The following is a 26,739-nucleotide window of genomic DNA, read 5'->3' on the forward strand; positions in this document are numbered from 1 at the left end:
CCCCGCGCGCCCGCCCGCGTCGCCTCCGGTCAGAGCGGGTTCACCCCGAAGGCGGTCGCCAGCTTGTCGATCTTCTTGGCGCGGCCGAGACGCGGGAGGTCGCTGCCGTCGCGGATCACGCGGCCCCGGGCCTCGAACTCGTCGAGGAAGTCGCGCGCCCATGCGACGTCCGAGGGCGTCGGGCTGATGACCTCGTTGATCACCGCGAGCTGCTCGGTGTCGAGGCAGAGCTTGCCGGTGAGGCCGAGCGAGACGGTCAGCGCCGACTGCTCGCGCAGCACGGGGTGGCTGTTCGAGACGGTCGGGCCGTCGATCGGGCCGGGGAGTTCGCCGATGCGCGAGGCGACGACCAGGCGCGAGCGCGGGTAAGCCATCGCGAGGTCGTCGGCGCTGGTGCCGGTGTCGCGGCGGTAGTCGCCGCTGCCGAACGCGAGCCGGAAGGTGCCGCGAGCGCGGGCGATGGAGACCGCCTCCTCGATGCCCAGCGCCGACTCGACCAGCGCGAGCACCGGGGTGGAGCCGCCGAGCCGGTCAAAGGTCTCGGTGACGTGCTCGGCGGCCTCGGTCTTGGCGAGCATGACGCCGGCCAGGCCGGGCAGGCCCTTCAGTGCGTCGACGTCGTCCGACCAGAACGGGGTGGAGTGGTCGTTGATGCGGACCCAGGCGCGCTTCTCACCGGTCAGCCACTCGACCACGTCGGCGCGCGCATCCGGCTTGGCCTTGGGGTCGACCGCGTCCTCGATGTCGAGGACGATCTGGTCGGCGCGGGAGGCGTGCGCGGCGTCGAACGTCTCGGTGCGGGTGGCGTTCACCAGCAGCCACGAGCGCGCGATCTCGGGGGCGACGTCGCGCCCCGTGCGCTTCGCGATGGTGGCGGTGGTGGTCTCGGGCAACGTCACGTGTGTTCCTCTCGGTGGCGCGGTCCTCGCTCCGCGGGCGCCTCCGCCGAGCGACGGCGCCGCGGACAAGGGTAGCGGCTCCTCGTGCACCGGATCCCGAGAGCCCCCGGAGGGTCGGGACGACGCTCGTCTCTCCTCTTGCACGACACCGAGGAGCCTGGCCGGCGGGCGTCGGTGCCGGATCAGAGCGCAGCGCGCTCGGCGAGACCCTTCGCGTAGGCCGCCTGGCCGACGTGCTGGGCGTCGTCGTCGACCACCGACACCAGTCGCACGCCGAGGGTCACCGGAGGATCCCAGGCCTCGTCGATGACGCGGGCGAGATCGTCGTCGCCCAGGGTGTCGAGGAAGGCGAGCGTGCGCTCGTGCACGGCATCGGCGTAGGCGGCCAGCAGCTCCGCCGGGACCGCGGCGAGCGCCGAGACCTCGGACGGCTCCTGGTCGTAACCGTTCACCTCGGGGCCGAACGGAAGGCCGGAGCGCTCGTGGAAGCCCCCGGCGGTCCAGACCTGCTCGTGGCCGGCGAGGGGGGCGAGGTGATCATCCTGCACGCGGGTGAGGTGCCAGACGAGCCAGGCGGGTGAGTTCGAGCGGGCGTCCGCGCGGAACGCGAGCTGCTCGGTGGTGCTGTCGTCGAGGACCGCATGCACGTTTTCGTGCACGCGGCCGAAGGCGTCGCGGAGGAGGTCGATGGCTGCACTCATCCCGCCAGCCTGCCGCGCCGCGAGCGGAGACGGAAGCCCGTCGCACGCCTCGGAGGAAGTGCGGAGGCGCGTATCGGATACTCACGGTGTGACCTCCGGATCCTCCCACCTGGCGACGAAGCCGTGGCTGACCTCCTACGCGGAGGGTGTGCCCGCCGAGATCGACCCGCCCACTCAGACCCTCGTCGATCTGCTCGACGACTCGGTCGCCCGCTATCGACGCGGCACCGCGCTAGAGTTCTTCGGCGCGAGGACGAGCTACGCAGAGCTGGGCGACCAGGTCGCCCGCGCAGCGGAGGGGCTGCGTCGGCTGGGCGTCCGAGCGGGCGACCGTGTCGCGCTGGTGCTGCCGAACTGCCCGGAGCACGTCGTGGCCTTCTACGCGACGCTCCGTCTGGGCGCGATCGTGGTCGAGCACAACCCGCTCTACACGCCGCGGGAGCTCCGGCGGCAGTTCGAGGACCACGGTGCCCGCTTCGCGGTGGTCTGGGATAAGGTAGCCGACGTCGTGGCCACGATGCCGGCCGACCTCGGGATCGAGCAGGTCCTCTCGGTCGATCTCACCCGCTCGTTCCCCCGCGGCAAGCGACTGGCCCTCCGGCTGCCGCTACCGACAGTGCGGGAGGCCCGCGCGAAGCTGACCACCCGGCCGCGCAGCCGGAGCCTCCTCCCCTTCTCGACCCTCCTGGGCCGTCGGAGGATCTCCCGCTCTCACCCGCGGCCCGCTCTCTCGGACACGGCGCTGCTGCAGTACACCACCGGCACGACGGGGACGCCGAAGGGCGCGATCCTCTCGCACTCGAACCTCCTGGCCAATGCACTGCAGGGCCGCGCCTGGGTCCCGGGCCTGCGCGAGGGCGACGAGACGTTCTACGCCGTCCTCCCCCTGTTCCACGCCTATGGGCTCACGCTCTGCCTGACCTTCGCTCTCAGCCTGGGGGCGAAGATCGTGCTCTTCCCGACCTTCGACGTCGGCCTCGTGAAGGCGGCGGCGAAGAGCTCGCCGCCCAGCTTCCTGCCAGCTGTGCCCCCGGTGTACGACGCTCTCGCGCGCGCCTCCGAGCGCCACGAGATCGACCTGCGCGGCATCCGCTTCGCGATCTCGGGGGCGATGAGCCTGCCGGTGGCGACGGTGGACCGCTGGGAGCGCGCGAGCCGCGGACTGCTGGTCGAGGGCTACGGCATGACCGAGAGCTCGCCGGTCGCGATCGGGAATCCGGTCGGACCGACCCGGCGGCCGGGCACGGTGGGCGTACCGTTCCCGAGCACGACGATCCGGCTGGTGGATCCGGCGGATCCCTCCGTCGATCGTGGGCCGGGCGAGTCCGGTGAGCTGCTGCTGCACGGGCCGCAGGTGTTCCAGGGCTACTGGAAGCGGCCGGAGGACACCGCGGCGACCCTCCTGCCCGGCGGGTGGCTCCGGACCGGTGACATCGCCACCGTCTCGGCCGACGGCTTCGTGACGATCGTGGATCGCGCGAAGGAGCTGATCATCACCGGCGGCTTCAACGTCTCGCCCTCGGAGGTCGAGGGAGTGCTGGAGTCGCACCCTGACGTCGTGCGGGCGGCCGTGGTCGGCCTGCCCCGCTCTGACGGCAGCGAGAGTGTCGCGGCAGCCGTGGTGATGCGCGCCGGCACCGCCGTCGATCCTGAGGCCCTGCGCGATTTCTGCCGCCTGCATCTGACGCCGTACAAGGTGCCCAAACGTGTCGTCCCGGTCGAGGAGCTGCCGACCTCGCTGATCGGCAAGGTGTTGCGCCGCGAGGTGCGCGAGAGCCTGCTGGACTGAGGGATGACCCGGGCTCCGTGCCCGGCCGAGAAGGAGGACCACATGGCGAGGTTCGTGCAGTACGAGCGGTTCGGCGGGCCCGAGGTGCTCGAGGTCGTGGAAGCGCCGGACCCGCAGGCCACGCCCGGATCGGTCGTGGTCGCCGTCCGCGCGGCGGGGGTGAATCCGATCGAGTGGAAGATCCGCTCGGGCCTGCGTCCCAGTGCACCGCTCAGCGGGCCGCGCAGGATCGGGTCGGACGCCTCCGGCGTTGTCACGGCCCTCGGCGAAGGCGTCTCGGGCTGGAGCGTGGGCGATGAGGTGATCGTGAGCGGAGCGGTCGGTACCTACGCGACTGCGGTCGCCGTCGCTCCTGAGAGCCTCGATGCCCTGCCCGAGGGGCTGGGTTTCGAGGAAGCTGCGGCCCTCGGCATCCCGGTCAGCACCGCCTACCAGGCCGTGGTGTCGCTCGGAGTCGCGGAGGGATCGACCTTCCTCGTGCACGCGGGGGCGGGGGCGGTCGGTCGGGCCGCGGTGCAGTTCGCGCTCGATCGCGGAGCCCGGGTGATCGCGACCGCGAGCCCCTCCCACCACGCGGCCCTGCGAGCGCTGGGCGCCGTGCCCGTCGCCTACGGTCCGGGCCTCGACGACCGGCTCCGGGAGGAGGCTCCGGAGGGCGTCGACCGCGTGCTCGATGCGGCCGGGACCGACGAGGCGCTCGCGGCGTCCCTCGCCCTGGTGGCGGACTCGCAGCACGTGGCGACCGTCGTGGTCGGTGCGCGGGCCGCCGAGCTGGGCATCCGGGCATGGATGGGCGGCAGCCCGATTCCGCTGACGGAGCAGGAGCAGGGCTTGCGGCGAGAGGGCATCCCGCTCGCCGCGCGGCTCGCCGCGGAGGGGCGCTTCTCGATCGAGATCGGGCCGCGCTTCCCTCTCGAGGCGGTCGCGGAGGCGCATCGTCTGAGCGAGGAGGGTCACGCTCGCGGCAAGATCGTCCTTGTACCGTGAGCCGCTCCGGCGGACGTCGATCGCGGCGTGGCGTGGCGACGTCGCCACCGCTTGCGCCACTCCCATCGTCCAGAAGGAGTAGTCGTGCCCACTGACGACACCACGCCCGTCATCCTCGGGGGCGCGCGCACCCCGTTCGCGCGCTTCTCGGGAGTGTTCGCCCCGCTCTCGGCCGTGGAGCTCGGGGTAGTCGCCGTCCGAGGAGCGCTGGACCGCTCCGGCGTCCGCCCGGAGGACGTCGATGCCGTGGTGCTCGGTCAGGTGATCCAGGCCGGTGCCGGTCAGGGCCCGGCCCGGCAGACCGCTGTGCTGGCGGGCGTGGGCTGGAACGTGCCCGCCGTGACGATCAACAAGCTGTGCCTCTCGGGGCTGACCGCCGTGATCGACGCGGCGAGGATGATCCGACTGGGCGAGGCCGACGTCGTGGTCGCGGGAGGTCAGGAGTCGATGACCGGCGCTCCGCATCTCCTTCTGGGCTCGCGTTCCGGGCTCGGCGTGGGGCCGAGGGCGCTCGAGGACGCCCTGCTGCACGACGGCCTCCTCGATCCCTTCGACCGTCGGATCATGGGTCGCGTCACCGACGACGGGAACGCCGAGCGGGGCATTCACCGGGACCGCCAGGACGCCTTCGCCGCGCTCTCGCACCAGCGCGCCGAGCGCGCCCGTTCCACCGGGATCCTGGGCGCGGAGATCGTGCCTGTGACCGTGCGGCAGCGACGGGCGGCCGATCTGGTCGTGGAGGCGGACGACGGGATCCGAGCGGACAGCACGCCCGAGACGCTCGCGCGCCTCGCCCCCGCGTTCTCTCCCGAGGGGACCATCACGGCGGGCAGCTCGTCTCCGATCACCGACGGGGCGTCGGCGTTGGTCGTCGCCTCGCGCGGATGGGCGCGAGCGCACGGGCTGTCGTGGCTCGCGACCGTCGCCGAGCACGGCCAGGTGGCCGGGCCGGACAACTCCCTGCACTCGCAGCCCTCGGCGGCGATCCGACGAGCACTCGAACGTCGGGGCGCGTCGGTGGCCGACCTCGACGTCATCGAGATCAACGAAGCCTTCGCCTCGGTCGTGCTCCACTCGGCCGACGATCTCGGCGTGGATCCCGAGTCGGTCAACCTTGACGGAGGCGCGATCGCGCTGGGCCACCCCGTCGGCGCGTCGGGCGCGCGGCTGGCTCTGCACCTCGCGCTCGCACTGCGGAGACGAGGCGGGGGCCTCGGGGTCGCGGCCCTCTGCGGCGGAGGTGGCCAGGGCGAGGCTCTGATCCTGGAGGCGTGAGCCCGAGCCCGTCCTCTCAGCCACTCAGCGTCCGCGGAGGGCATCGTGTCCCCGTCCTCTCGGCAGGACCGCGGCGCCGAGGAGCGGCAGGAGTGCGGTGAGGGTGAGCATCGCCAAGGCGTCGGTGGCGGCGAGCCGCAGGGCCAGCGGCGACCACGGCAGGAGGACCGTCGATACGGCGAGCCCGATCGCGAGGCCCACCCCGCTCGTGAGTGCGGTCTCGACCGTCAGCATCAGCAGGAGGCGTGCGCTCGAGAGACCGAGGCTGCGGTAGAGGGCGATGTCGGCCCGTCTGGCCAGCCAAGCCGCGGCGAGTCCCATCGCGCAGAGCACTGCGCCGAGCGGTGGGCCGACGAGCGAGAGCCGTGCGGACACCGACTCGTCGAGCGACTGTACCCCGTCGAGCGCCGGGGCGATAGGCGCCGCCGACGCCTCGAGGTCGGCGGGGAACCAGGAGACGGCGAGCGCCGCTACCGCGGAGCCCGCGCCGGGGTCCGCCTCGACAAGGCACTCCTGGACGGTTCCGGTCGCCGGCTCGGTGACCACGACAGCGCGGTCCGCGAACGGGAGGCGGGAGGAGCGGCCGGCGACCTGGTCGATCTGCACCGTCGCCGTCGGATCACCCTCGGCGAGCCCGGTCAGCGCGCCGGGCCCGTGCAGGCCGGCGCGGGCCGCCAGAAGCTCGCCGACCACCGCGGAGGTCCCGAGGTCGTGTCGGAGAGCAGGGCCGGGCCACACGACGGTCGGATAGCCGGCGGTCACCCGCAGGAGGGAGACCGCGACTCCGTCGGGGTCGTGGAGGGTGCTGGTGGCGATCGTGCCGCCCGCCGCCACGACGCCGCCGACCTCGCGGAGCTGCTCGCACCGTGCCGCGGGGAGAGGCCGGCGGTCCGCTCCCGTGATGGACAGCACGGTCGCGCCCGCGGACACGAGCTCGGCGGCGCGGGACTCGAGCGCACCGATCTCGACGGCGGTGAGGGTGGGCACGAGGATCGCCGCGAGCAGCGCGGCCGCCATCGCGAGGAGGCCCGGCCACGGTCGGGCGCGGACGTTGCGGAACGCCTCCGAAACGACCATCGCAGGTCGCAGGCGTCTACTCATCGAGTTCTCCCGACATCTCGAGGAGAACACCGCCGTCGAGCCGCGCGATCCGCCCGCAGGCGGCCGCCACGACCGAGTCGTGCGTCGCCACGACCACGCCCGCACCCGACGCCGCCGCCCGGAGGAGTGCGTCGACCACCAGTGCTCGGGAGCCCGGATCGAGCGAGGCCGTCGGCTCGTCGGCGAGGATCAGGGCGCTCCCCGCGACCACGGCGCGAGCGACGGCGGTCCGCTGCCGCTCGCCTCCCGAGAGCTCGTGCACCGGCCGCAGTCCGAGGTGCGCGATCCCGACCTGCCGCAACGCGTCGAGCGCCGCCGCCTCCGCCGCGCGCCTGCGGGAACCGAGCGCGAGAGCGCCGAGCGCGACGTTGTCGAGAACGCTGCGGCGCGTGAGCACCGGGGTGGACTGAAGGATCCACGCCGTCCGCTCGGGCGGGGCCGAGCGCACTGTTCCCTCGGATGGGCGCACCTGGCCGGCGAGCACACCGAGGAGGGTCGATTTGCCCGCACCGGAGGGGCCGCGGAGGGCGAGAGTCTCTCCCGCTTCGAGCGAGAGGGAGACAGCGCGGAGGATCGGGCGACCGCCGAAGTCCACCGTCACGTCGGAGGCGTCGATCAACACGGCGGCGCACCCGTCGCCCGAGCGACGAGGACGTCGTCGCCCGTCGCCACGGCACCCGAGACGGTCGAGCGCCCGAGCGAGCTCGACTCCACAGTGACGACACGTGGCTCCGGCGCGCCGCCCGCCGTGCGGGCAAGCACGCAAGCGCGTTCGCCTCCTCCGATCGCCGCGCTGGGCACGACCACGGTGCCGGGCCGAGGATCAGCGAGCAGCATTCCGTCCGTCCTCGATCGGTCGTCAGCGATCAGTTCGCGCAGCTGGCCGAAGGCGGACGGATCGACTCCGCGCCGGTCGGCAGAGAGAGCGATCTCGACGCCCTCGATCTGGAGACGCTCAGCATCGGCCGCCCTCACCTCCCTCTGCACCACCGCACCGTTCGAGTCGCCGAGCTCCGCCGATGTCGCCCCGTCGAGCTGCGCTGCAGCGATCACCGGACGGGTGGTGGCGAACGCCTCGCCGGGTGGCGGTGCGAGCGCCCCGACGTGCAGCGTCGAGGTCGCGACCGTCATCTCCTCCTGCGGGAGGAAGACCAGCCAGGACGGGTCGAAGACCTGGAGATCCTTCGTCGCGGTCACACCCAGGGAGTCGGCGAGCTCGCGAACCGCGATCAGCGTCGGCACGGTGAACTCATCCGACTCCGGAGCATCGAGCTCGAGCCCGCGGAGCACGTCGTTGAGCGCTGCGGCATCGGGTCCCTCATCACCGACCCGGAGTTCGGTCGAGAAGGGTCGTTCGGAGGAGATGGCGAGACGGTCGATTCCCGCGATCGTCGCCACGACGTCGCCGCTGCGGACCACCGTGCCCGGCGTGACCGCCGTCGACTCCACGACTCCGCTCCAGGCCGGCGCGTAGAGATCGGGCGCGACGTCTCGCGTGACCACGACCGAGACGGTGCGGCGAGCGGCGGCCGCGTTCGCCTGAACGGGTGCCCAAACATCGACCGCCGGCGCGAGTGATGCGGCTCGCGTCGACTGCTCGAGGAGGAGGAAGCCCACAACCGGAGTCGCGACCCAGGCCACGAGGCCCGCGGTGAGCAGGCCCCGGGCGAGCTGCGATCGCAGCCGCGTGCCGCGCGGTTCGAGCCCGTCGGCTCCTCGCTCTCCCCGGCGGGCCACGACTAGTACCCGACCGACAGCGAGGGCAGATCGGGGTAGAGACGCGCCCCCTCCTGCTGGACGCAGTCGAGCACCGCCTTCCCCTGGGCCTCGCCGACGGAGGACACGAAGTCGGCGACCTTCGCCTCCTCTCCGTCGAGGGTGAGTCCATCGGTGCGCAGACAGTCGGCGGTCGCGGTGACGAGGGGAGCGTCCATGATTTGCGGCTGCGAGAGCTCGAACGCCTGCGCCACGCTCGTCCAGTGCACGGCGTTGCACTCGTCCAGGTCTGCGAGAGCGGCGGTCTGATCGCGCGTGCCGAAGTCGGAGCGGAACTCGTAGCGCACCCCGTCGACCGGGCTGACCACCGGACCGTCGACCGTGAAGCCGTGGTCGGTCAGGCAGGACTCGAGCCGCGCGAAGGCGCCGTCGTACTCGTCGAACGTCACCGCGCCGTCCTCCAGAACGGTCTGCTGCTCGACGTGGCCGGCCTCCCCCTCCTTGTCGGCCAGAGCCATGATCTGCGCGGAGCTCATCGGGTCGCCGGGAGCGCGCTCTGCGTCAGGCTCCGATGAGCAGCCCGCGAGCGCGGTCGCGGCGAGGAGCGCCGCGACCGCGATCGGGGTCAGGCGGGGCCGCGTCACGTCGACCTCGCGTATCCGCCGTTGATCGAGTGATTGCCGTAGACCGTCGCACCCGCCCCGTTGCTCATCGAGGTGCTCACCGATCCGATGCTGTAGGCCCACGCGCCGACGGACCCGCCAGCAATCGGCCGAGCCCCGGCGGTCTTGTTGCCCCAGCAGTACCCGTCGAACGAGGTGAAGGCGTTGGCCCGGCCGTCCCTGGCATCGCTGCGGTAGTAGTAGTTGCCGGAATTGCAGCCGCCGCCCGGCTGGATGTGCGACTGTCCGGACCCGTAGGCGAGGGCCGGAGTGGCCGTGAGGCCGGTGACGAGAGCCACCGCGGCGACCCCCAGGAGCGCTGCGCTCCGTCTGCGAAGAGACATGATCCTCCTTGTCGTGGAACGGGACTGTCCCGCTGCATCGATGAGATGACGTTAGCTCGGGTTCCCATACGAGTATGCCATCCGGGGCCCTCGATGCGACGGCTCTGCACGATTGACGACGAAATCACCCCTGTGGAGGAGCCTCCGCGCGTTCCTGAGCCCTCCCGACGGCATCAGCGCCCCCGGCTACGCTCACGGCATGAGCATCCTGAGCGCAGACGGCCTCGCCTTCGTGACCGAGCGGCACCTGGCCACCCTCTCGACCCCGGGCCGACACGGTCGGCTCCACGTCGTCGCCGTGGGCTTCACCTACGAGGACGGAGTCGTGCGCGTGATCACCTCGCGGGACAGTCAGAAGGTGGTAAACGTGCGCCGAGGCGGCACCGCCACCGTCGGCCAGGTCGACGGCGTCCGCTGGCTCAGCCTTGGCGGCCCCGCCTCCGTCGAGGAAGAGCCTGACGCCGTCGAGCACGCCGTCGAGCTGTACTCGAGGCGGTACCGGACTCCACGCGCCAACCCCCTGCGGGTGGCGATCAGGATCGACGTCGACGTCACCCTCGGCTCCTCCGGCCTGCGCGCGGAATAGCGCAGCGGCCCGCCGCGACGCGATGACAGGCGACGGATCGGTTTCGTCGCTATATACCTACAGTTGTGTGCAACTCGCACTCGTCCCGGGCTGCTCGGAGGCGTCGTCGCTCTGATCCTCTTCGCGCTCTTCTGGATCCTCCCGACCGTCGAGAACGGGGACGAACCGAATCCCGCGGTGCGTGCCCGGGCCGGGCTCCGGTCACCCGTCTCCCGCGGGGAGGACGCACCCTCGAACGCTCCTCCACAGGACCGTCCGAGAGGCGGGTTGATCGCGAGCGGCGCCGGAGACACCTGCGCCCGCTGAGGATTCGGCATCATGGCGTGCGAACAGCAGTCCACACCACAGAGGAGCACCCGTGAGCGCCCACTACACCGAGACCAATCGTGCGAACTGGGACGACCGCGCGGCTCTGCACGCCGCGGCCGAGACGGGATACGCGATCGAGCGTTACGTCGACGACCGCGTCCTGCTCTCGGACGTGGTGCGCTTCGACCGCCACCGTCTCGGCGACGTTTCCGGGGCCCGCGCGGTGCATCTGCAGTGCCACATCGGCACCGACACCCTCTCGCTCGCGCGGCTCGGGTCCCGGGTCACCGGTCTCGACTTCTCCGCAGAGGCGGTCGCCAGAGCGCGCGGACTCACCGCCCGCACCGGCGACCGTGTCGACTTCGTGCAGGCCGATGTGTACGAGGCAGTGGAGGTCCTCGGGGAGCACGGCTTCGACCTCGTCTACACGGGTATCGGCGCTCTGTGCTGGTTGCCGAGCATCGAGCGCTGGGCGACGACGGTCGCCGCGCTGCTGGCTCCCGGCGGGCGCCTCTTCCTCCGGGAGGCGCATCCGCTGCTCTGGAGCGTCGATGGGACCCGCACCGACGAGCTGCACCTGCGCTTCCCCTACTTCGAGCAGGAGGAGCCCCTTGAGTGGAGCGGTGACACCAGCTACGTCGAGACCGAGCGACCCCTGAGGGCGACCACCACCTACGAGTGGAACCACGGTCTCGGCGAGATCGTGACCGCTCTGCTGGGCGAGGGTCTGCGGCTCACGATGCTCATCGAGCACGACAGCGTCCCCTGGCTCGCCCTGCCCGGGCAGATGGTGCAGCGGGACGACGGCGAGTACGCGCTTGCGGCGACGCCCGCCGTCGCTCCGCTGAGCTACACCCTGCAGGCGGAGCGGCCGATCGCCTGAGGCGGCCGGGACGCCTCACGGTCCCCTTCCGGCGTCACCGGGTGAGGCTGATCGACGGGCTGCGTCCGAGGTTGCCGGCCGCATCGTAGGCGTGAGCGACGATCGTGTAGCGTCCCGCCGGGTAGGCGGCGGCGGATCTCGTCAGCCGCCAGGTGCCGTTCGTCGACTTCGACGCGTCTCCGAGCTTGGTCGCTCCGCTCCAGAAGCTGAGGCGGGTGACGCCCACATCATCCTTCGCGGAGGCGACCAGCACCACTGAGCCACCGACCGTCGATCCGCTCGTGGGCGCCGTGATCGCCACCGTCGGCGCGGTCGTGTCGAGGTGGGGAGTCGGCGAAGCTGTCGGGACCGGCGTCGAAGGGGGCGCCGTGGGCGTCGAGGTCGGCATCGGAGTCGCGGTAGGCACCGGCGAGGTGGTGGGGCCTGGAGTCGGGCTCGGCGACGCGTCGTCACCCAGTCCCCACGCCTCCCAGAGCTCGGAGGCGATCGTGGCCTGGCCGGTGGTGCTGGGGTGGAACCAGTCCACGTCTGTCGAGAGCTCGTCGAGCGCGACGGGTGCCGCCGAGAGGGCGCCGCCGTCCCAGACGCAGTCGTTCGAGGAGGCGGCACACGCCGCGGCGAGCGCTCCGTTAAAGTCGTCCGACCGCTCCTCCGCCGCTGCCAGGGAGGCGGAGTAGGCCGCGCCGGTCAGCGGTGCGCCGGTCACCGCGTCGACTCCGCGCGTCGTCCGGCAGACTCCGCCCCAGGCCCAGACAGCCGCGCCGGGAGTCGGCTTCACGACCTGCCACTCCGCGGCGACGTTCGGGACAGAGCTGACAAGCACTCTGGCATCCGGCCAGGCCTCCGAGATCGACAGCATGATGCCGGTCGCGGACGAGGCGAAGCCCGCTGCCGAGGTCATCGCGTAGCCGTCCTCAGCGCTGGGCGAGAGCGTCAGGGAGCACAGATCGTTACCCCCGATGAGCAGAGTCACCACGTCGGGCTCCTCCCCCGCCGTCACCGCGGCGTCGATACGTGACTCCACCCCGCCGATGAGGCTGCCCGACTTTGCGTAGTTCACCGCCCGCACTGAGGTCCGGGTGTCCGCCGCCTCGAGCCGCGTCGCGATCGAATCCACCTCGCTCGCTGAGCCGGTCGCCCACGAATTCATGGCGCAGTCTCGGTTGATCCCGCAGGTCGTCGCAGCCCGGGTGATCGAATCACCGAGCGCGAGCACCGTCAGCGTCCCGGTCGCCTGCGCCGGCTGCGCCACCAGGAGGCCCCCCAGCAGCGCGAGCACCGCTGCGCCACCGCCTGCCACCCGTCGCCGCAGTCGATCTGCGCTCGTCCTGTTCCCCATGTGCGTACCGTCCCCATCCCGACCCGTCGTCGACGTCATGCCCGGAAGAGCACGCGCGCTGAGCGTACGATCCGGCCCGACTGCGGAGTAGCGCGGGGAGGACGGCTCCTGTCCAGGGGACCCCCTACGGGGGGCCCAGGCACGGGTGAGCGCCGCGATTCCGTCCGGGAAGGCACCCGGGACCCCGACCGGGACGAACGAGAGGCCCAGCGTCGAGAGCGAGCCGCTCGCCGACACGGGGGCTCACGTCGTTGACGATCCGCATCGGTCGAGGCGGACCACCGACGAGGATCGGTGCTGCTGGCCATGTCGCGCTCGCCGCCGGAGACCACTCGGAGTGCACGGCGCAGCGGTCATCGCTACAAGACCGACATCTGCTCGGCTGAAGTCGGATTCCAGCTGGGCTCGCCCGCGGTCTCCGCCGCCCGAGGAGGAGGCGACGGAACCGATCGCGCGCGTTAGTGTGATCGAGGCGGGCACGACACCGTCTCGAGAGTTTTCGCCGGCTACGAACGTGTCGAGCGCCGTGTGCACCGTCGCGGTGTCGTCAGCCGACAGGTCGATCCGACAGTCGTTGCCGTCACCCGAGAACCGGACGGTCGCTCCGCCACCGTCGACCGGAGTGCCATCGACGTCGTCGACGAACATCTCTGTGCGGGCGATCGGATATTCCCGAGTGAATGCACCGGCATTGCCCGCTGCCTGATTCGCGGAACTCGCGAACCGAATTAGGCTGAAACAGTGACATCGGGCGTTATGGCTCCGGACGATCGGCGAGCCGTTCTCTCTATTATTTCTTCGGCCCGACGGTCGGTAGGTCAGTAGTTCTGTAGCGCGCGCGACGCGACGCGTCAATGTAGGGACGGAATGCGTCGCGAAGCTTCTGCCGGTTCTTCGGCGACAGGTCGATCTCGTAGACCGAGTCGTCGATGGAGAACTGAACGGTGGATCCGTCCGGGATGAGGAGACCGTCGAGGTCATCGACGAGTGTGATTTTCCGTGCCACTGCACCAGTATGCACCGGTCGGGTGACCCAGCACAACGCCGAAGCACGATACGGGAGGCGGGCCGCCGGTATAACTGGACCGCGCTGCGACGACTCGAGGGCGTCGGCGCGCTGCCGCTCGCAGTACTCGTCGGTGTAGCTGCGGTGCGCATCGTCCTCGTAGGCCGAGGCAACGGCGGCCCAAAGCTTTTCACCCACGTCTTCGCGTCGTAGCTGCAGTTCGGTGCATCCCACATATGTTGTGGACGTCAAGATGATGCACTGACCGGCCACGGCGGAGCTGACAACGGCCGCGCAAGCAGCGCTCAACGGCCGGAGGTCGGGCGTTTGCTCCTGGCTAACCGGCGTGGGAACGCAGATGATGGTCGCCTCGGACCCGCGCACTGCACCTACCTCCGCGTGAAGTACGAATCGGTCGCTGGCTGTTGCAGGGGTCAAGTACTCAAGTTCTTCCGGGAACAGGTCAACATGTCCCGCAGCGATTGCATCCAATCTCGAGGCGCTGACGTCTACACCCAAGACGCGCCACCCGGCTCTGAAGAAAGCCAGCGCAGTAGGTAGACCAACGTAGCCAAGACCAACAATCGTCACCTGAGGCGGCGATGTCAAGTCGTCTAAGCAACGGCTTCGTCGAGGAGTAGCCGCTCGAAGACTTCGCGCGGGGTTCGGAAGCCGAGGGTCTGCCTGGGTCGGTCGTTGAGTTCGTCGGCGATCGCGTTGAGGTAGGGCTGGTGGTTGGTGATCTCGATGCCCTTGGGGAGGTATTCGCGGATCAGACCATTGGTGTTCTCGTTCGAGGGCCGCTCCCACGGGGACCGCGGGTGCGCGAAGTAGACGGGCAGCTCGGTGGCGAGGGTGAGCTGCGCGTGCCGGGCCATCTCGGTGCCCTGGTCCCATGTGAGGGAGCCGCGCAGATGCGCGGGCAGATCGTCGACCCGGTCGATGAGAGCGTCGGCGACGCCGTCGGAGTCTTTTCCGTCGGGTAGTCCCAGGATGATCGCGAAGCGCGAGTGCCGCTCCACCAGGGTGATCGCCGCGGTCTTGCCGTGCGCTCCGATGATCAGATCTCCCTCCCACGCGCCGGGAACACGCCGGTCCGACGCCTCCTCGGGCCGGTCATCGATGGAAACCATGCCCACAATGCGTCCGCCGGTGCGTTCCCCGAGCGGCCGGCGTCGCTTGCGGGTCGTCTGTTTCGAGCGCAACAGGATGCCTTCGCGGGCGAGTTCGCCCTTGGGGTGGGCGTAGATCCATCGGTAGATCGCCTCGTGGGACACGGTGCGGCCTGCGGCGTCGGGTGAATGCGTCATCGTGTCAACGCTCGCGTCCGCCGCCTCCAGGCGCAACCGGCCCGCGATCTGCCGCGGCGTCCGCGAACGCTTCAGATCCGCTCGAACCCGCGCCGACAGCACAGAATCGGCATCGATCAGTCGCTCCTGCGGACGGGCTCGCCGCTTGCGAGCCTTCGTCTGCGCCGAGACGGGCTGATACCCGCGGGTCTTGAGCGAGTTCCGGCTCCGCTCACGCCACACGACCGTCCGGTCGCGGTCGATCAACTCGGCGATCTCCCGATCGCTCAGCCCCTGCTTGATCCCGACCGCGATCTGAGCCCGATCCTCAAACGACAACTGCCGACGCACCACCAGCAACCCCCTCCGTTGCTACGACGCTATGACACCGCCGGGACTCTGTCTCAATCCAAGTACGTCGAATTAGATCAAGCACCCCTCGGTCTTGCACTTTGGCCAGGAGGCCCTGCACGAGCTCCGCGGTCAGGGGGTGATCCCCGTCTTGCTTGGACCCCGAGGGCCGGCAGTCTGACAGTGCTCCTTGCATCAGTCCGAAAAGCCTGCCCGCTTGTCGCGCTGTTTCCGCTGTCAGCTCGTCTAGGCCTAAAGTCCTGCCAGGTAGAAACTCGAGCAGCACGAGGCACGAACCGTCCGAACTGCCGATGATCGTACCGTCACGCCGTCGGACAGGAGTGGGCACTGGTACACCCTTTTCCGCCAAGTGACTAAGAACTGACACTTCAAACTCAATCTCCTCCTGTAGCCTTCCGCGAGGCGAGAGCCGCAGTAGGAATTCGCCAGTCACAGTAGAGAGACGGTAGTTGGTATTGATTTGCCCCCCTGGCAATTGCTTGACCGAACGCAACTGACCTAGCCGATAATCGGATAGGATACTCTCGATTTCCTCTCCGCTTTTCTCTATCAGCGCTTTAATGCGTGCCATTTAAACTTCCCCCTTCTTAATTTCGGGCGCAGTTTCAGGCACCTGCTCCCGAGCACGTCCGACGGCTCTTCAATCAAGTCCTCTTCGAGCGCATCCTCATCAACCCCGACGAGACGATCACCGCCGACAAGGTCGCCCTCTTCGCCACTCTCCTCGGCCCCGACGCCCGCATCGCCGCCCGCGCGTACAACCTGCGGGCGACAGGCCCGAAACGCAAAAGACCCGCTCCAGAGAGCGGGTCTCGCGCCGAAGATCCTTCGGCAATTGCTTTTGCGAATGTTTTGAATAAGAACACTCTGGTGGATCCGAGGGGATTCGAACCCCTGACCTCTTCATTGCGAACGAAGCGCGCTACCAACTGCGCCACGGACCCGTGCCTTCCGAGCCGTCACCGGCCCGAACAACTCGTCCACACTAGCACGGACGAGCGGGCGCCTCGCACTCGCGTCAGGCCCCGCGGCGGCGCTGCAGCGCCTGGTCGAGGTCGATCGCGTCGACGCCGTCCACGACGCCCATGGAGGCGAAGCGGGAGGAGGGACGGGGCGCCTCGGGATCGGGCGCGGCGGCACGCGGGGCGCGCAGCGGAGCCACCTCGGGAGCGGTCGCCGCGGCGCGCTGGGCGAGTTCCGCCTCGGCCGCCGCGGTGCGCAGGCGCTCGACGGCGTCGATCGACGCCATCGCCGAGGCGGCGACGGTGCCCCGGGAGAGGTAGAGCGGCTTCGGCAGCGGCTGCGGCGTCCAGCTCGCGCGGTCCTCAACGAGCTCCTCGGAGGCGTCGTCCGCCTCCTCCACGTCGAGCTCGGCCTCGAAGACCTCCGCGCGGCGCCGCTCGGCCGTGACGGCGGTCGTCGCGACCGCGGCCGGAGCGGCGGCCCGGCACCGGCCGGGCGCCAGCACGATCAGCGTGCCGAGCCCCGCGGCCAGCAGGAGCAGCCCGACCAGCGGCACCGCCCCCGTGCCGCCGAACGGCAGCATCACGAGGCCGACCAGCGCGCCGAGCAGTCCGACCAGCACCGTCAGCGCCGCGCCCTGGCGCCAGCGCAGGGCAGAGCGCCTCGTGCTCCGCCGCGCGCCCGCTGTCGCCCGTCGCAGCGCCTCGCGCGCTGCCTTCTCCGCCTGTGCCAGCTCCATCGCCTGTGCCTTCTCTTCGGCTCGTCGTCGTGTCTCGGTCACCCGGAGACGGCGTTGCTGGAGCGCGACCTCACGGGCCGTCGCCTCCGCTCGCACGTGCTCGGGTACTTCTGCCGTCTCGGCGAGGATCCGCAGAGTCTGCTGGAGCCTCACCGCATTGCGCTCGGTCGCGTTGTACGACCGCCGGCGCATCCACGTGGGAATCAGGTAGGCGACCCAGAGGACGGCGGCGAGCGCCCAGACGACGCCTCCGCCCAACCAGTCGCTACTCATGCGACCAACGCTAGGAGCACAGGGCGCTCCCGGCCGTCATTACGGGTAGGTGTGTCCGTACGGATCGCGGAGGAGCCGGCCGCCCGCGGGAGGGAGACCGGCACCGTCGGGGGGACCGGAGAGACCGGAGCGGTGGGAGGCGCGGACGTCGGCGTCGCTCGGCACGCCCACATCGTGCGGCACCTGGCCGTCGAGGAAGCGCCGCAGGACGCCGCGCGGCACCTCCTCCGCCACGAGTGCGAAGCAGAAGTGGTCGCGCCAGTCGCCGTTGATGTGGATGAAGCGGCGGCGCAACCCCTCGTAGCGGAAGCCGAGCTTCTCGACCACGCGCAGGCTCGGGCGGTTCTCGGGGCGGATGCAGATCTCGATGCGGTGCAGGCCGAGATCGAGGAAGGCGTGATCGGTGGCGAGGGCGACAGCGATGGGGGTGATGGCGCGCCCGGCGAAGCGCTCGGCCACCCAGTAGCCGATCGAGCCGGAGGAGAGCGAGCCGTAGCCGATGTTCGAGATGTTGAGCTGTCCGGCGAGCTCGCCGTCCCAGTCGATGAGGAACGGGACTCCCCCGCCGGCCCGCGCGTTCTGCTGGAGCGAGCGGATGCTCGCGCGGACGTCGAAGGCGGCTCCGCCGCGCGGATCGGAGGCCTCCCACTGGCGCAGCCACGCGCGATTGGCGATCAGCTCTCGCTCGAGCGGTCGCGCATCGCGGACCCGGATCGGGCGGACGGTGACACGACCCTCAGTCAGCGTCGGGATCGGCAACGGCATGATGCGACCCTACTGCTCCGCGCCGACCCGGGAGAGGGCTGGACGGTCGCGCTGGTCTGCGGCAGCGACGAACGGGCGAACGGCCGGGACGTCCACCGTGGCGGAGCGTCCCGGCCGTTCCCGGAGGCGTCGTGGTGCGGCGTCAGAGACCGGCGACGAAGTCCTTCAGCCAGGGCTTGAGGTCAACCCCGAGGTCCTCGCGGTCGGAGGCGAGCTGCACGATCGCCTTGATGTAGTCGAGCTTGTCACCCGTGTCGTAGCGGCGACCGCGGAACACGACGCCGTAGACGCCACCGAACTCGGCCGGGTCCTGCGCCATCCGCTCGAGCGCGTCGGTCAGCTGGATCTCGCCGCCCTTGCCGGGCGCCGTGTTCTCGAGCACGCCGAAGACATCGGGCTTGAGCACGTAGCGGCCGATGATCGCCAGGTTCGAGGGGGCGTCCTCCTTCGAGGGCTTCTCGACGAGTCCGGTGATGCGCACCACGTCGTCCTCGTCGGTCGTCTCGACTGCGGCACAGCCGTAGAGGTGGATCTGGTCGGGGTCCACCTCGAGCAGTGCGACCACCGTGGTGTCGCGGTTCTCGGCGACCTCGATCATGCGGGAGAGGAGGGGATCGCGGGCGTCGATGAGATCGTCGCCGAGGAGGACGGCGAAGGGCTCGTCGCCGATGTGGCGCTGGGCACGCGAGACGGCGTGGCCGAGGCCCTTCGGCTCCCCCTGCCGGACGAAGTGGACGTCCGCGAGATCGCTCGCGTACTTGACGTGTTCGAGCTTCTTGTCGTCCTTCTTCTTGGAGAGGTTGTGCTCGAGCTCGGGGACCGAGTCGAAGTGGTTGGCCAGCGCGTTCTTGTTGCGCCCGATGATGACGAGCACGTCCTGGAGCCCGGCGTCGGCCGCCTCCTCGACGACGTACTGGATGGCCGGCTTGTCGACGACCGGCAGCATCTCCTTGGGGATGGCCTTGGTCGCCGGCAGGAAGCGGGTGCCGAGACCGGCGGCGGGGATGACGGCTTTGCGGATTCGAGTGCCCATGGGGCGTCATCCTAGCGGCGGCGGGAGTCGCCGGAGTTTCGCGCCACTGAGGGCGGCGGACGGCGCCGGGCCCCCTCCCGGGGTGCCTGCGCAGGAGTCTCCCTCACAGCGGCAGGCGGGAGCCGCGCGACCCCCGGATCTAGACTGAGCGCATGCCAGCCGACATCACGCACGAGAAGCGGGCGCTGCGCGCCGAGCTGCGCGAGCGCCGCCGTACGCAGACCTCGACAGTCCGAGAGCAGGCGTCGGAGCAGATCACCACCCACCTGATCGAGCTGGCCACGCGGGTCGGCGCCCGCTCGATCGCCTGTTACCTCTCGGCACCTGACGAACCGAGCACCCGTCCCTTCCTCGGCTGGGCCGAGAGCACCGGCCTGCGGGTCCTCTTCCCCATCTCGCGTCATGACGGTCTGCTCGATTGGGCGGTGGGCGACGGGCACACCGAGACCCAGGGGCTCTTCGGGATGCCGGAGCCGGTCGGGCAGCTGCTCGGCCCCATCGCGATCAACGACGTCGACCTCATCGTCGTTCCGGCCGCCACCGTCGACCGTCGGGGCATGCGCATGGGCTGGGGCCGCGGCTACTTCGACAAGACCCTCGGCTCGATGGAGAAGCGCCCTCCGGTCTACGCCGTCGTCTTCGACAGCGAGTTCGTCGACCGGGTCCCCAGCGAGATCCACGACCAGGCCGTCGACGGAGTCGTGACCCCTTCCGGCGTCGTCGACCTCCGCGGCTGACGCCTCCCCCTCCACTACCCGCTCTCGAGGAGCTCCTGTGCCCACCTACTCCTACCGCTGCACGCAGTGCGGCAACGCCTTCGACATCCAGCAGAAGTTCACGGACGACAGCCTCACGGAGTGCCCCAGCTGCCGAGGGGCGTTGCGCAAGGTCTTCAGTGCTGTCGGAGTGACCTTCAACGGCTCCGGCTTCTACCGCACGGACTCTCGCGCGTCGGGCGCGAGCGACTCGTCGAGCGGAGGGTCGGAGGCACCCGCAGCGACCGGCACGTCGGCGGGCGGGTCCGGAGCGTCGTCGGGTTCGTCATCGTCGGGCTCGAGCTCGTCGGGCTCGAGCTCGTCGGGCTCGAGCTCGTCGGGCTCGGGCTCAACATCTTCGGGCTCGTCATCGTCGTCCTCGGGCTCGTCCTCCTCCGGCTCGTCCTCCACGAGCTGACCCAGCCTCCGACCGCGCGGCAGCCGCCCGCCGAGAGAAACGGAACAGACCATGATCAACGGCTTCAAGGAGTTCATCCTCCGCGGCAACGTCATCGACCTGGCTGTGGCGGTCGTCATCGGCGCCGCGTTCACCACGATCGTCAACGCGCTGGTGACCGGGATCTTCAACCCGGTGATCGGCCTGCTCTTCGACGCCTCCTCGCTCGACAGCCTCACCTGGGAGATTCGGGCGGCGGGCAACGGCCAGGACGCGTCCGTGATCGCCTGGGGCAGTGTCGTCTCTGCGCTGATCCAGTTCCTCATCGTCGCATTCGTGCTCTACTTCGCGTTCGTCCTGCCGATCAACCACCTCAAGGACGCCGCCTTCGCCACGAAGGCCGCCGGCGCTCCCACCGAGGACAGGGCGCCCACCGAGCTGGAGCTGCTCGCCGACATCCGCGACCTGCTCACCGAGCGCGGTGCCGGGGGCGGCGCGCACTCCGGACGGCACTCGGACTGAGCCTGCCGCGTCGGGGCGCATCGGACCCACCGAGGCGGGTGAGGGGACGACGGGACACACGTCAATAGTGCGGCGGGACGTCCTGGCGCAGCCGAGCATCGTTGGGGCCCGTGTCCGGGCGGGTGAGCGGCGCCTCCGGATCGGGCACGGGCGCATCGTGCGGCGACGGGTCGGTGCCCGGCTTCGCCGGCAGGCTGGCACGCCGACCGCCACGGGTGCGCCGCAGCGGCCTGTCCGCGCCGGCCGGCGTGTCGGAGCAGGCCGCGGTCACTCGCGCGGCAGCGGCTCGACGGGCTGGGTCTCGGCCGAGGTCGCCGCAGCGGCGGGCGCAGTCGGAGCCGCGTCCCCCTCGGCGGATGCCTCGTCACCGGAGGCGCCGATCAGCCCGGCCACCCGCGCGGCGACCGCCTCGGGGTCGGCGAACAGCTCGAAGTTGTGCACGCGGAGGTAGTGCCAGCCGAGACGGCGCAGCAGCTCGGGACGCAGGCGCAGCGAGACGCGCAGGCTCTGCGTGCTGACATCGCGGTCGGTCTCGACCACGACGGCGCGAGTTCCGTGCGCGGCGACCAGGGCCAGCTTGCCCTTGTGCCCGACGTTCACCCGCAGCCCGCGACGCTCCAGGCGCGCGGCCAGATCGACCAGCATCGGCTCGGAGTAGTCGTCGCGATCGCTGGGCTGCACACGGTCCTCGGCCTCCTGGAGCACCTGCGCCAGGGCGACCATTCCGTACCGCATGCGCGACTCGTCGATGTCGCCCGGGCGGAAGCACGAGACGATGTCCATCGAGCGACGCGCCCGGGTCATGCCGACGGCGAGCAGACGGTCTCCACCCGGCTCGGCGAGAGCACCGAAGTTCGAGAGCAGGCGGCCATGCGGGGTGCGGCCGTAGCCGATCGAGAAGATGACCCGATCGCGGCTCTGCGCCACCGACTGCTCGAGGGTGACGACGGCGAAGGGCTCGGGCCGGTCGCCGAGGATGAAGTCGCTGAGGTCGGTGCGCTTGGCGAACGCGGTGAGCACGGCCTGCTGCACCCGCACGGCGTGGCGCGGGCTCGCGGTGATGACCATCAGCGACTCCCGAGGCCGGATGACGGCGTGCTCAAGCACCAGCTCGACCACCTTCGCGACCTCGGCGTCGACGGACTCCACAGCTCCTGAGTCGTTCTCCGGCATGCCGTGCCCACTCGCGATGTAGTGGAAGCGGAGCGAGTCGTGCCCGAGGAACGAGCCCGCCCACGGCAGCGAGTCGATGCGTCCGCCGTAGAAGCGCCGGTTGACGAGCTCGGCGAGATCCTCGCCGCCGGCGCGGTAGCTGCGGGTGAGCGTGACCGTGTTGAGCAGCTCGCCCAGGCGCGCCAGCGCGGACTGCGCGTGCAGCGCCTCCACATCGGTGCGCGAGGCGGTGGAGCCGAACTCGGGCGTCTCGTCGACGCGAAGGGCGAACGGAGTGGGCGTCTGCGTCACCGGGTCGCCGAACGCGACCACCTGCTTGGCGCGTCGGATCGCTCCGACGTTCTCGGCGAGCGTGGTGGCGCCGGCGTCGACGAGGAAGACGGCGTCGAAGGTGGTCTCGGTGCCGATCCGGTGCACCTCGTAGGGCGAGACGAGCCAGGCAGGAGCGAGCACGCGCGAGAGGTGCGGCGCCGCCTTCTGCAGCTCCTGCGGAGTCGTCGCCGACTCCGTGCGCAGCAGCGCCCGCAGCGCATCGCGCTCGTGCTGCCAGTCGACGAGCCCGATCTTCCAGGTCTCGGAGAGCTTCCAGGCCAGGAGCTCGGCGCTGGAGGCGGCGTGCGCCTCGTCGACGAGCTTGAAGTCGGCCTCGAGGCGGTCGAGCACGCCCGTGTTGCCGCCGAGGAGCGCGCGCTCGTCGGCCAGCATGATCTCGAGCGCCGAGCGCCACCAGGCGAGATCGAGCTCGCCGGCAACCAGCTCGGGCGGGACGTGGCGACGCGAGAGGTCCGAGAGCAGCGGATCCAGGCCCCAGTCACGCAGCGTCGCCAGCAGGGTGGTGCGCTCCTGGAGGTTGGCCAGGACCTCGCTGTCCTCGGCGAGACCCGAGATCATCGACGCCAGCTCGGCGAGCGGGAGGGAGGCGAGCTGCACATTCGTGCCGCGGCGTCCGAGCGGCTCGTCGAGGCGGCCGAGCTGGTCCGAGACCTGCTGGTAGGCGACCTGGACGTCGGCGACGCCGACCGGCACCTCGGGGACGGTACCGGCCACGGCGTAGCGCTGCCAGAGGGTGCGCTGCTGCTGCACACGGCGCAGAGCCGCGTTGAGATCGGTGACGTGCGCTCCGGGCCGCAGGTACTCGCGGGCGAGCTTCTTCAGCCGGCGCCGGTTGGTCGACGACATCTCGGACGCCTCGCGGCGGGGTGCCGTGGCCGTGATGAGGTCCTGGATCGAGCGGTCGAACACCGCGGGCTGGAACTTGTCGAGCGTCTCGCGGACGTCGTGGAGCAGCCGAAGGTAGATGCCGAGCTCGGCGACGGACTCGAACGGGCGCATCCGGGTCTGGCCGATGACGTCCTGGCCGCGGTCGAGCAGGCGCGGCAGATCGCGCAGGTGCAGGCGCTTCGCCAGCTCGTGGGCGATCTCGGCGTCGGCGGTCGACTCGAACTGGGCGCCGTACCAGGGCGAGTCGCCCGGGCCGTAGCGGAACTCGCCGAGACGCGCCGACTCGATCAGCATGCGGGTCGCGTCCGGCCGGCTGTGGGCGAGAGCGGTGACCGCTCGGCGGTCGAGCCGTGCGGTGGTGGACGGAGGCGTGCGCAGCTGCGACAGGCGCGCGAGCTCTTCGAGGGCCTGCAGGGCCGAGACGTCGAAGCTCTCGTCTCGACGCGAGAGCGCACCGCGGTAGTCGAGCAGCACCTTCCGCAGACGCAGCAGGGCGTCGTCGATCTCGCTCACCGAGGGGCGCGACGCCTTCTCGTTGCGGCCGATCGACTGGATGAGGTCGCGGCGGAGCGTGCGCGGGCCGACGGCGACGCCGCCCAGGCCGGCCGAGAGCAGGCGCTGGTGGATGCTGTCGAGGCTCGACCGGCGCGCGCTCACCACGAGCACACGCTTGTGCTGGGCGGCCAGGGCGCCGATCGCGTTGACGATCGTCTGGGTGCCGCCGGTGCCGGGGAGCGTCTTCACGACGAGCGAGTTGCCGGCCGCGATGTTCGCGATCACCTGCTCCTGCTCGGCGTCGGCGTCGAGGAGGAGATTGTCGGTCGCCGGCGGACGCTCGTCCTGCGGGATGATCGACGCCACCTTCTGCGACTGCTGCAGCGCACGCTTGGCGGCCGGGTTTCCGGCGACCGCGTCGAGCACCGGGTGCTCGAGCATCCGGGCGTCGCGGAGCATGTCTCCGGCGACGTCGGCGAAGCTCGAGACCACGAGGCGGGGGTGGACGGCGAACCAGGGCAGGTGGGAGGTGAGACCGCGGAGCTGGTCGATGACCGGCTGCGGTTTGAAGACTCCGTTCTGCACCGCCAGCGCGACGAACTGCTCGGGGTCGATCGTGATGCCGAACTGCTGCTTGAGCGCGCGCCCCAGCTGCGGGTTGAAGTAGGGCTGGCCCTTGAGCTTCAGCTCGAAGTCGCGCCCGTAGCGGCGGATCGCGAGCGGACGCAGCAGCACGGGAGCGGTGAACTCCGTGTCGCCGGCGCGCCACTGGGCGAGCCCGATGGCGAGGTGGACGCCCTCGATGCCGCGGACCGAGCGCAACTCGATGCCCTTGTCGGTGATCGCTCCGGCGGCGCTCTTCGCCGTGCGCAGGGCCAGCTCATCGCGGATGAGGGAGGAGAGCAGGGTGGTCTTGCCCGAGATGAACGGCGGCAGGCCCCCGGGGTGCGTCGTCGAGAGCTCGATCCGGGTGCGAGGGGAGTCGACGAAGTGCACCAGCGGCGAGGGGCCGCCGACTGCGGCGAGCTCGTCGCGCCACGACTGCCACACCGGATCGGCGGCGTTGCCGCCCTGGTAGCCGGCTTCGCCGCTGGTCACCTGAACGGGTGACGTGGAATTCGGGGGGAGCACGTGAGAGGACTCCTGCCCCTGGTCACCGGATTCGGGTGAGGTCTCCACCGGTCCGGCTCCTGGGAAATCGTCGACTCGTTGCACACGGACACCCTAAACCGGGCACCTCCGAAAGGACGTAGCGACGCGGGCGGCGGCGCGCTCGGCGCACCGTCAGGCGGGCCAGGCGGCCAGCGGAGGCACGCTCTCGACGCAGCGGTCGCCGCCGTCCACACGGACCCGGCAGCCTTCGCGGTCGTGTCCCCCGGCGACCGCGACCGCGGTCATCACGAGCTGGGCGTGGTCGCGGGTCAGATGGCCGAAGGCACTGCGCAGATCGACCGGGCGGCCGGTCGCGAGCGAGTGCGCGATGCGCGCGACAGCCTCCTCCGAGAGGTCGAGGGCGCCGGCGTGCTCGGCGAGCACGGCGAAGTCGACCGACAGCGCGGACTCGGGGCCCGAGACCCAAGGGCTCTCGACACGGAGGCAGCCGGCCTGGGCGAGGAGCTGCTCGGCGACCCGCCGACCGTGGCCGTTCATGCCCGCTCGGCGCGACGGCCGGAGACGCGGACCGCGACCGAGACGACGGAGGCGAGCAGGCAGACCACTCCGGCCACCAGCGGCGCGAGCCAGCCCAGGATGCTGGCGTCGTCGACATCGGGGCCGAAGTACTGCCAGTGCGTGACCGCGAAGACGAAGAGCGAGAAGAAGCAGAGGGCGACTCCCGTGAGCGCCGAGACGAGGTCGGCCGGACGGACGAGGGGCTCCGGTCGGGCCTCGGCGGCGGCAGCGCCCGGGTCCGGGCTCGGGTCGGCGGCGGCGGCCTGTTCGAGGGTGCCCGTGGCGGGGTGCTGCGTCATGGCTCCGATCGAACCAGGCGCGGACCGTGGCGGCATCCACCTCTGGCATGACGTCGCGCGCCGAGCGGATGGTGGCGCGTCGGCCGACGGGTCAGACCGAGGCGGCGGACCGGCGACCGAGCGAGGACTGGAAGCGGAGCAGGTAGCCGTCCGGATCGGCGACGACGAGCTGCCGGACGCCGACCTCCTCCTCGCCGACCCGGTACCAGCGGGTTTCTAGCGGCGAGAAGAGGGCGACGCCCGCCTCGGCGAGCGCCGCCGCCACGCGGGCGGCGTCCTCGACGCTCAGCTGCAGGTTCATCCCCCGTCCGAGCGGCGGCTCGAGCGGAGCGGCGATCCAGTTGCGGCCGAGGCCCGCCTGCTCGAGCATCACGTGCGCGCTGCCGAGAACGAGGAAGGCGAAGCCCTCCTCCGGCCGGGAGTAGCGGATCCGGAACCCGCCCGGCCCGCACCAGAACGCGAGGCTGCGGCCGAGGTCGGTGACGAGGAGCTCGGGGACGAGAGCGGGATCGGCCCCCGGCACGTTCACGCCTCCGCCCGCGGGGTGCGCCCGGGGAGGAGCAGCAGGCCGGAGACTCCGACGATGATGAGCAGGATCGCGGCGACTGTGACGAAGGAGCTGAGGGCGAGCACCGGCATGATGATCGTCAGCACGCCGGCGATGACGGAGGCGATGCCCGCCGCGATCGGCAGCCAGGCCGGCCCCGAGAGGGTGCGACCGCTCGCGATGCTCGAGACGCCGTCGAGGATCCAGCCCAGGCCGATCACGAGACCGAGCACCGTCAGCGACTGGAACGGGTTGGACAGGCACAGGATGCCGGCGACCAGGATCAGCACGCCCAGCAGCCCGGCGAGCCAGCGCACGCGCGCCTCGAGGCGGGAGGCGGTGAAGGCGAGCAGGAGTCGGAACACGCCGGCCGCGATCAGGTGGACGCCGAAGACGATCGCAATCGTCAGCAGCGTCGGACCCGGGATGAGGACGGCGATCACTCCGAGCGTGATCGCGATCAGAGAGACTCCGAGGATCCAGCTCCGCTCGACGGCGGTGCGGGAGAGGGCGGGGGCGGCGGTGTCGGACATACGGTTCCTTCGCGTCGGGGGCGGACCCCTCGAACGCTAGGGCATCGGTGCCCGTGCCGCCGACGCCGCTCCCGGCTCGGCGTCGCCGGGCGGGC

Annotated in this window: 28 protein-coding genes, 1 tRNA gene and 2 pseudogenes; 8 read left to right on the forward strand and 23 right to left on the reverse strand. The window is 70.9% G+C overall.

Features of this window, described 5'->3' with window-relative positions:
* Positions 1-29: 29 nt before the first annotated feature.
* Both GSU10_RS10805 and GSU10_RS10810 read right to left on the reverse strand, forming a co-directional pair.
* Positions 30-893 carry an HpcH/HpaI aldolase/citrate lyase family protein gene (locus tag GSU10_RS10805; RefSeq protein ID WP_199220813.1) on the reverse strand — a complete coding sequence of 288 codons (864 nt, stop codon included), beginning with the start codon at positions 891-893 and terminating at the stop codon, positions 30-32.
* Positions 894-1,081: 188 nt separating this feature from the next.
* Positions 1,082-1,600 (reverse strand): mycothiol transferase, encoded by a 519-nt coding sequence (locus tag GSU10_RS10810; RefSeq protein ID WP_068211709.1) that lies wholly within the window; start codon positions 1,598-1,600, stop codon positions 1,082-1,084.
* A gap of 88 nt (positions 1,601-1,688) precedes the next feature.
* On the opposite strand from GSU10_RS10810, the gene GSU10_RS10815 reads away from it, so the two are divergent.
* The 3 genes from GSU10_RS10815 to GSU10_RS10825 all read left to right on the forward strand — a co-directional run bounded on the left by GSU10_RS10815 (position 1,689) and on the right by GSU10_RS10825 (position 5,651).
* On the forward strand, positions 1,689-3,389 hold the full coding sequence (locus tag GSU10_RS10815) for a long-chain-fatty-acid--CoA ligase (protein WP_068211710.1): 1,701 nt from the start codon (positions 1,689-1,691) through the stop codon (positions 3,387-3,389).
* Positions 3,390-3,431: 42 nt separating this feature from the next.
* Positions 3,432-4,376 carry an NADP-dependent oxidoreductase gene (locus tag GSU10_RS10820; protein WP_132503972.1) on the forward strand — a complete coding sequence of 315 codons (945 nt, stop codon included), beginning with the start codon at positions 3,432-3,434 and terminating at the stop codon, positions 4,374-4,376.
* Between the two features lie 84 nt (positions 4,377-4,460).
* The gene (locus tag GSU10_RS10825) at positions 4,461-5,651 is read left to right on the forward strand and encodes an acetyl-CoA C-acyltransferase (protein WP_068211711.1); all 1,191 of its coding nucleotides are present in this window, start codon (positions 4,461-4,463) and stop codon (positions 5,649-5,651) included.
* 24 nt (positions 5,652-5,675) lie between these two features.
* On the opposite strand, the gene GSU10_RS10830 is transcribed toward GSU10_RS10825, so the two are convergent.
* From GSU10_RS10830 to GSU10_RS10850, 5 genes are read right to left on the reverse strand one after another with little or no spacing between them, the layout of a single operon-like run.
* Entirely contained in the window at positions 5,676-6,752 is a 1,077-nt protein-coding gene (locus GSU10_RS10830) for an ABC transporter permease family protein (protein WP_132503970.1), read from the reverse strand.
* Positions 6,745-7,374 carry an ABC transporter ATP-binding protein gene (locus GSU10_RS10835; protein WP_068211713.1) on the reverse strand — a complete coding sequence of 210 codons (630 nt, stop codon included), beginning with the start codon at positions 7,372-7,374 and terminating at the stop codon, positions 6,745-6,747. Before GSU10_RS10835 ends, GSU10_RS10830 begins: the two co-directional genes overlap by 8 nt.
* Positions 7,368-8,489 (reverse strand): hypothetical protein, encoded by a 1,122-nt coding sequence (locus tag GSU10_RS10840; protein WP_068211716.1) that lies wholly within the window; start codon positions 8,487-8,489, stop codon positions 7,368-7,370. The genes GSU10_RS10835 and GSU10_RS10840 overlap by 7 nt, the downstream gene beginning before the upstream one ends.
* 2 nt (positions 8,490-8,491) lie before the next feature.
* Positions 8,492-9,112, reverse strand: coding sequence for a hypothetical protein (locus tag GSU10_RS10845; RefSeq protein WP_068211718.1), 621 nt, complete (start codon positions 9,110-9,112; stop codon positions 8,492-8,494).
* Positions 9,109-9,474, reverse strand: coding sequence for a hypothetical protein (locus tag GSU10_RS10850; protein ID WP_068211720.1), 366 nt, complete (start codon positions 9,472-9,474; stop codon positions 9,109-9,111). The genes GSU10_RS10845 and GSU10_RS10850 overlap by 4 nt, the downstream gene beginning before the upstream one ends.
* A 199-nt stretch (positions 9,475-9,673) precedes the next feature.
* Here GSU10_RS10850 and GSU10_RS10855 point away from each other — a divergent pair, with 199 nt between their 5' ends.
* Positions 9,674-10,060, forward strand: coding sequence for a pyridoxamine 5'-phosphate oxidase family protein (locus GSU10_RS10855; protein ID WP_068211722.1), 387 nt, complete (start codon positions 9,674-9,676; stop codon positions 10,058-10,060).
* 358 nt (positions 10,061-10,418) lie between these two features.
* Positions 10,419-11,252 carry a class I SAM-dependent methyltransferase gene (locus GSU10_RS10860; protein ID WP_068211726.1) on the forward strand — a complete coding sequence of 278 codons (834 nt, stop codon included), beginning with the start codon at positions 10,419-10,421 and terminating at the stop codon, positions 11,250-11,252.
* A gap of 34 nt (positions 11,253-11,286) precedes the next feature.
* Here the strand turns inward: GSU10_RS10860 and GSU10_RS10865 are convergent, their stop codons facing one another.
* From GSU10_RS10865 to galU, 10 genes and pseudogenes are all read right to left on the reverse strand, one after another.
* Positions 11,287-12,591 (reverse strand): GDSL-type esterase/lipase family protein, encoded by a 1,305-nt coding sequence (locus GSU10_RS10865; protein ID WP_158286054.1) that lies wholly within the window; start codon positions 12,589-12,591, stop codon positions 11,287-11,289.
* Positions 12,592-12,834: 243 nt separating this feature from the next.
* Entirely contained in the window at positions 12,835-13,239 is a 405-nt protein-coding gene (locus GSU10_RS15730) for an Lsr2 dimerization domain-containing protein (protein WP_068211735.1), read from the reverse strand.
* 142 nt (positions 13,240-13,381) lie between these two features.
* Positions 13,382-13,795, reverse strand: a complete 414-nt coding sequence (locus tag GSU10_RS15515) for an Lsr2 dimerization domain-containing protein (protein ID WP_244311476.1) — start codon at positions 13,793-13,795, stop codon at positions 13,382-13,384.
* Between the two features lie 81 nt (positions 13,796-13,876).
* A pseudogene (locus GSU10_RS15735) lies at positions 13,877-14,188 on the reverse strand (nucleotide sugar dehydrogenase); the annotation flags it as partial.
* A gap of 23 nt (positions 14,189-14,211) precedes the next feature.
* Complete coding sequence (locus GSU10_RS10880) at positions 14,212-15,240, reverse strand: IS30 family transposase (protein ID WP_159316544.1); 1,029 nt, start codon at positions 15,238-15,240, stop codon at positions 14,212-14,214.
* Positions 15,215-15,829, reverse strand: coding sequence for a phosphotransferase (locus tag GSU10_RS15740; protein ID WP_132504858.1), 615 nt, complete (start codon positions 15,827-15,829; stop codon positions 15,215-15,217). Before GSU10_RS15740 ends, GSU10_RS10880 begins: the two co-directional genes overlap by 26 nt.
* 297 nt (positions 15,830-16,126) lie before the next feature.
* A tRNA-Ala gene (locus GSU10_RS10890) sits at positions 16,127-16,202 on the reverse strand.
* Positions 16,203-16,276: 74 nt separating this feature from the next.
* Complete coding sequence (locus GSU10_RS10895; protein ID WP_132504860.1) at positions 16,277-17,233, reverse strand: hypothetical protein; 957 nt, start codon at positions 17,231-17,233, stop codon at positions 16,277-16,279.
* A gap of 39 nt (positions 17,234-17,272) precedes the next feature.
* Positions 17,273-17,998: a GNAT family N-acetyltransferase gene (locus GSU10_RS10900; RefSeq protein ID WP_082845150.1), complete on the reverse strand. Its 726-nt coding sequence runs from the start codon at positions 17,996-17,998 to the stop codon at positions 17,273-17,275.
* Positions 17,999-18,140: 142 nt separating this feature from the next.
* Positions 18,141-19,031, reverse strand: coding sequence for a UTP--glucose-1-phosphate uridylyltransferase GalU (galU, locus tag GSU10_RS10905; protein ID WP_068211311.1), 891 nt, complete (start codon positions 19,029-19,031; stop codon positions 18,141-18,143).
* Between the two features lie 152 nt (positions 19,032-19,183).
* On the opposite strand from galU, the gene GSU10_RS10910 reads away from it, so the two are divergent.
* Together GSU10_RS10910 and GSU10_RS15745 are read left to right on the forward strand one after the other, a co-directional pair.
* Positions 19,184-19,768 carry a 5-formyltetrahydrofolate cyclo-ligase gene (locus GSU10_RS10910; RefSeq protein ID WP_068211313.1) on the forward strand — a complete coding sequence of 195 codons (585 nt, stop codon included), beginning with the start codon at positions 19,184-19,186 and terminating at the stop codon, positions 19,766-19,768.
* A 37-nt stretch (positions 19,769-19,805) separates the two neighbouring features.
* Positions 19,806-19,898 (forward strand): annotated as a pseudogene (locus GSU10_RS15745) (FmdB family zinc ribbon protein); the annotation flags it as partial.
* A 62-nt stretch (positions 19,899-19,960) separates the two neighbouring features.
* Here GSU10_RS15745 and GSU10_RS15750 read toward each other — a convergent pair.
* On the reverse strand, positions 19,961-20,257 hold the full coding sequence (locus GSU10_RS15750; protein WP_422395428.1) for a hypothetical protein: 297 nt from the start codon (positions 20,255-20,257) through the stop codon (positions 19,961-19,963).
* Here GSU10_RS15750 and mscL point away from each other — a divergent pair.
* Positions 20,256-20,705, forward strand: coding sequence for a large conductance mechanosensitive channel protein MscL (gene mscL, locus GSU10_RS10920; protein WP_199220852.1), 450 nt, complete (start codon positions 20,256-20,258; stop codon positions 20,703-20,705). The genes GSU10_RS15750 and mscL overlap by 2 nt on opposite strands.
* A gap of 267 nt (positions 20,706-20,972) precedes the next feature.
* On the opposite strand, the gene GSU10_RS10925 is transcribed toward mscL, so the two are convergent.
* From GSU10_RS10925 to GSU10_RS10945, 5 genes are all read right to left on the reverse strand, one after another.
* Positions 20,973-24,773, reverse strand: coding sequence for a DEAD/DEAH box helicase (locus GSU10_RS10925; protein ID WP_422395426.1), 3,801 nt, complete (start codon positions 24,771-24,773; stop codon positions 20,973-20,975).
* A gap of 105 nt (positions 24,774-24,878) precedes the next feature.
* Entirely contained in the window at positions 24,879-25,244 is a 366-nt protein-coding gene (locus GSU10_RS10930; RefSeq protein WP_068211330.1) for a hypothetical protein, read from the reverse strand.
* Positions 25,241-25,564 carry a hypothetical protein gene (locus GSU10_RS10935; protein ID WP_068211332.1) on the reverse strand — a complete coding sequence of 108 codons (324 nt, stop codon included), beginning with the start codon at positions 25,562-25,564 and terminating at the stop codon, positions 25,241-25,243. The genes GSU10_RS10930 and GSU10_RS10935 overlap by 4 nt, the downstream gene beginning before the upstream one ends.
* Positions 25,565-25,655: 91 nt before the next feature.
* Positions 25,656-26,093, reverse strand: coding sequence for a VOC family protein (locus tag GSU10_RS10940; protein WP_199220853.1), 438 nt, complete (start codon positions 26,091-26,093; stop codon positions 25,656-25,658).
* Entirely contained in the window at positions 26,090-26,644 is a 555-nt protein-coding gene (locus GSU10_RS10945; RefSeq protein WP_068211335.1) for an HdeD family acid-resistance protein, read from the reverse strand. The genes GSU10_RS10940 and GSU10_RS10945 overlap by 4 nt, the downstream gene beginning before the upstream one ends.
* Between the last annotated feature and the right edge of the window lie 95 nt (positions 26,645-26,739).

Source organism: Rathayibacter tanaceti (assembly GCF_009834165.1).
GTDB lineage: Bacteria > Actinomycetota > Actinomycetes > Actinomycetales > Microbacteriaceae > Rathayibacter > Rathayibacter tanaceti.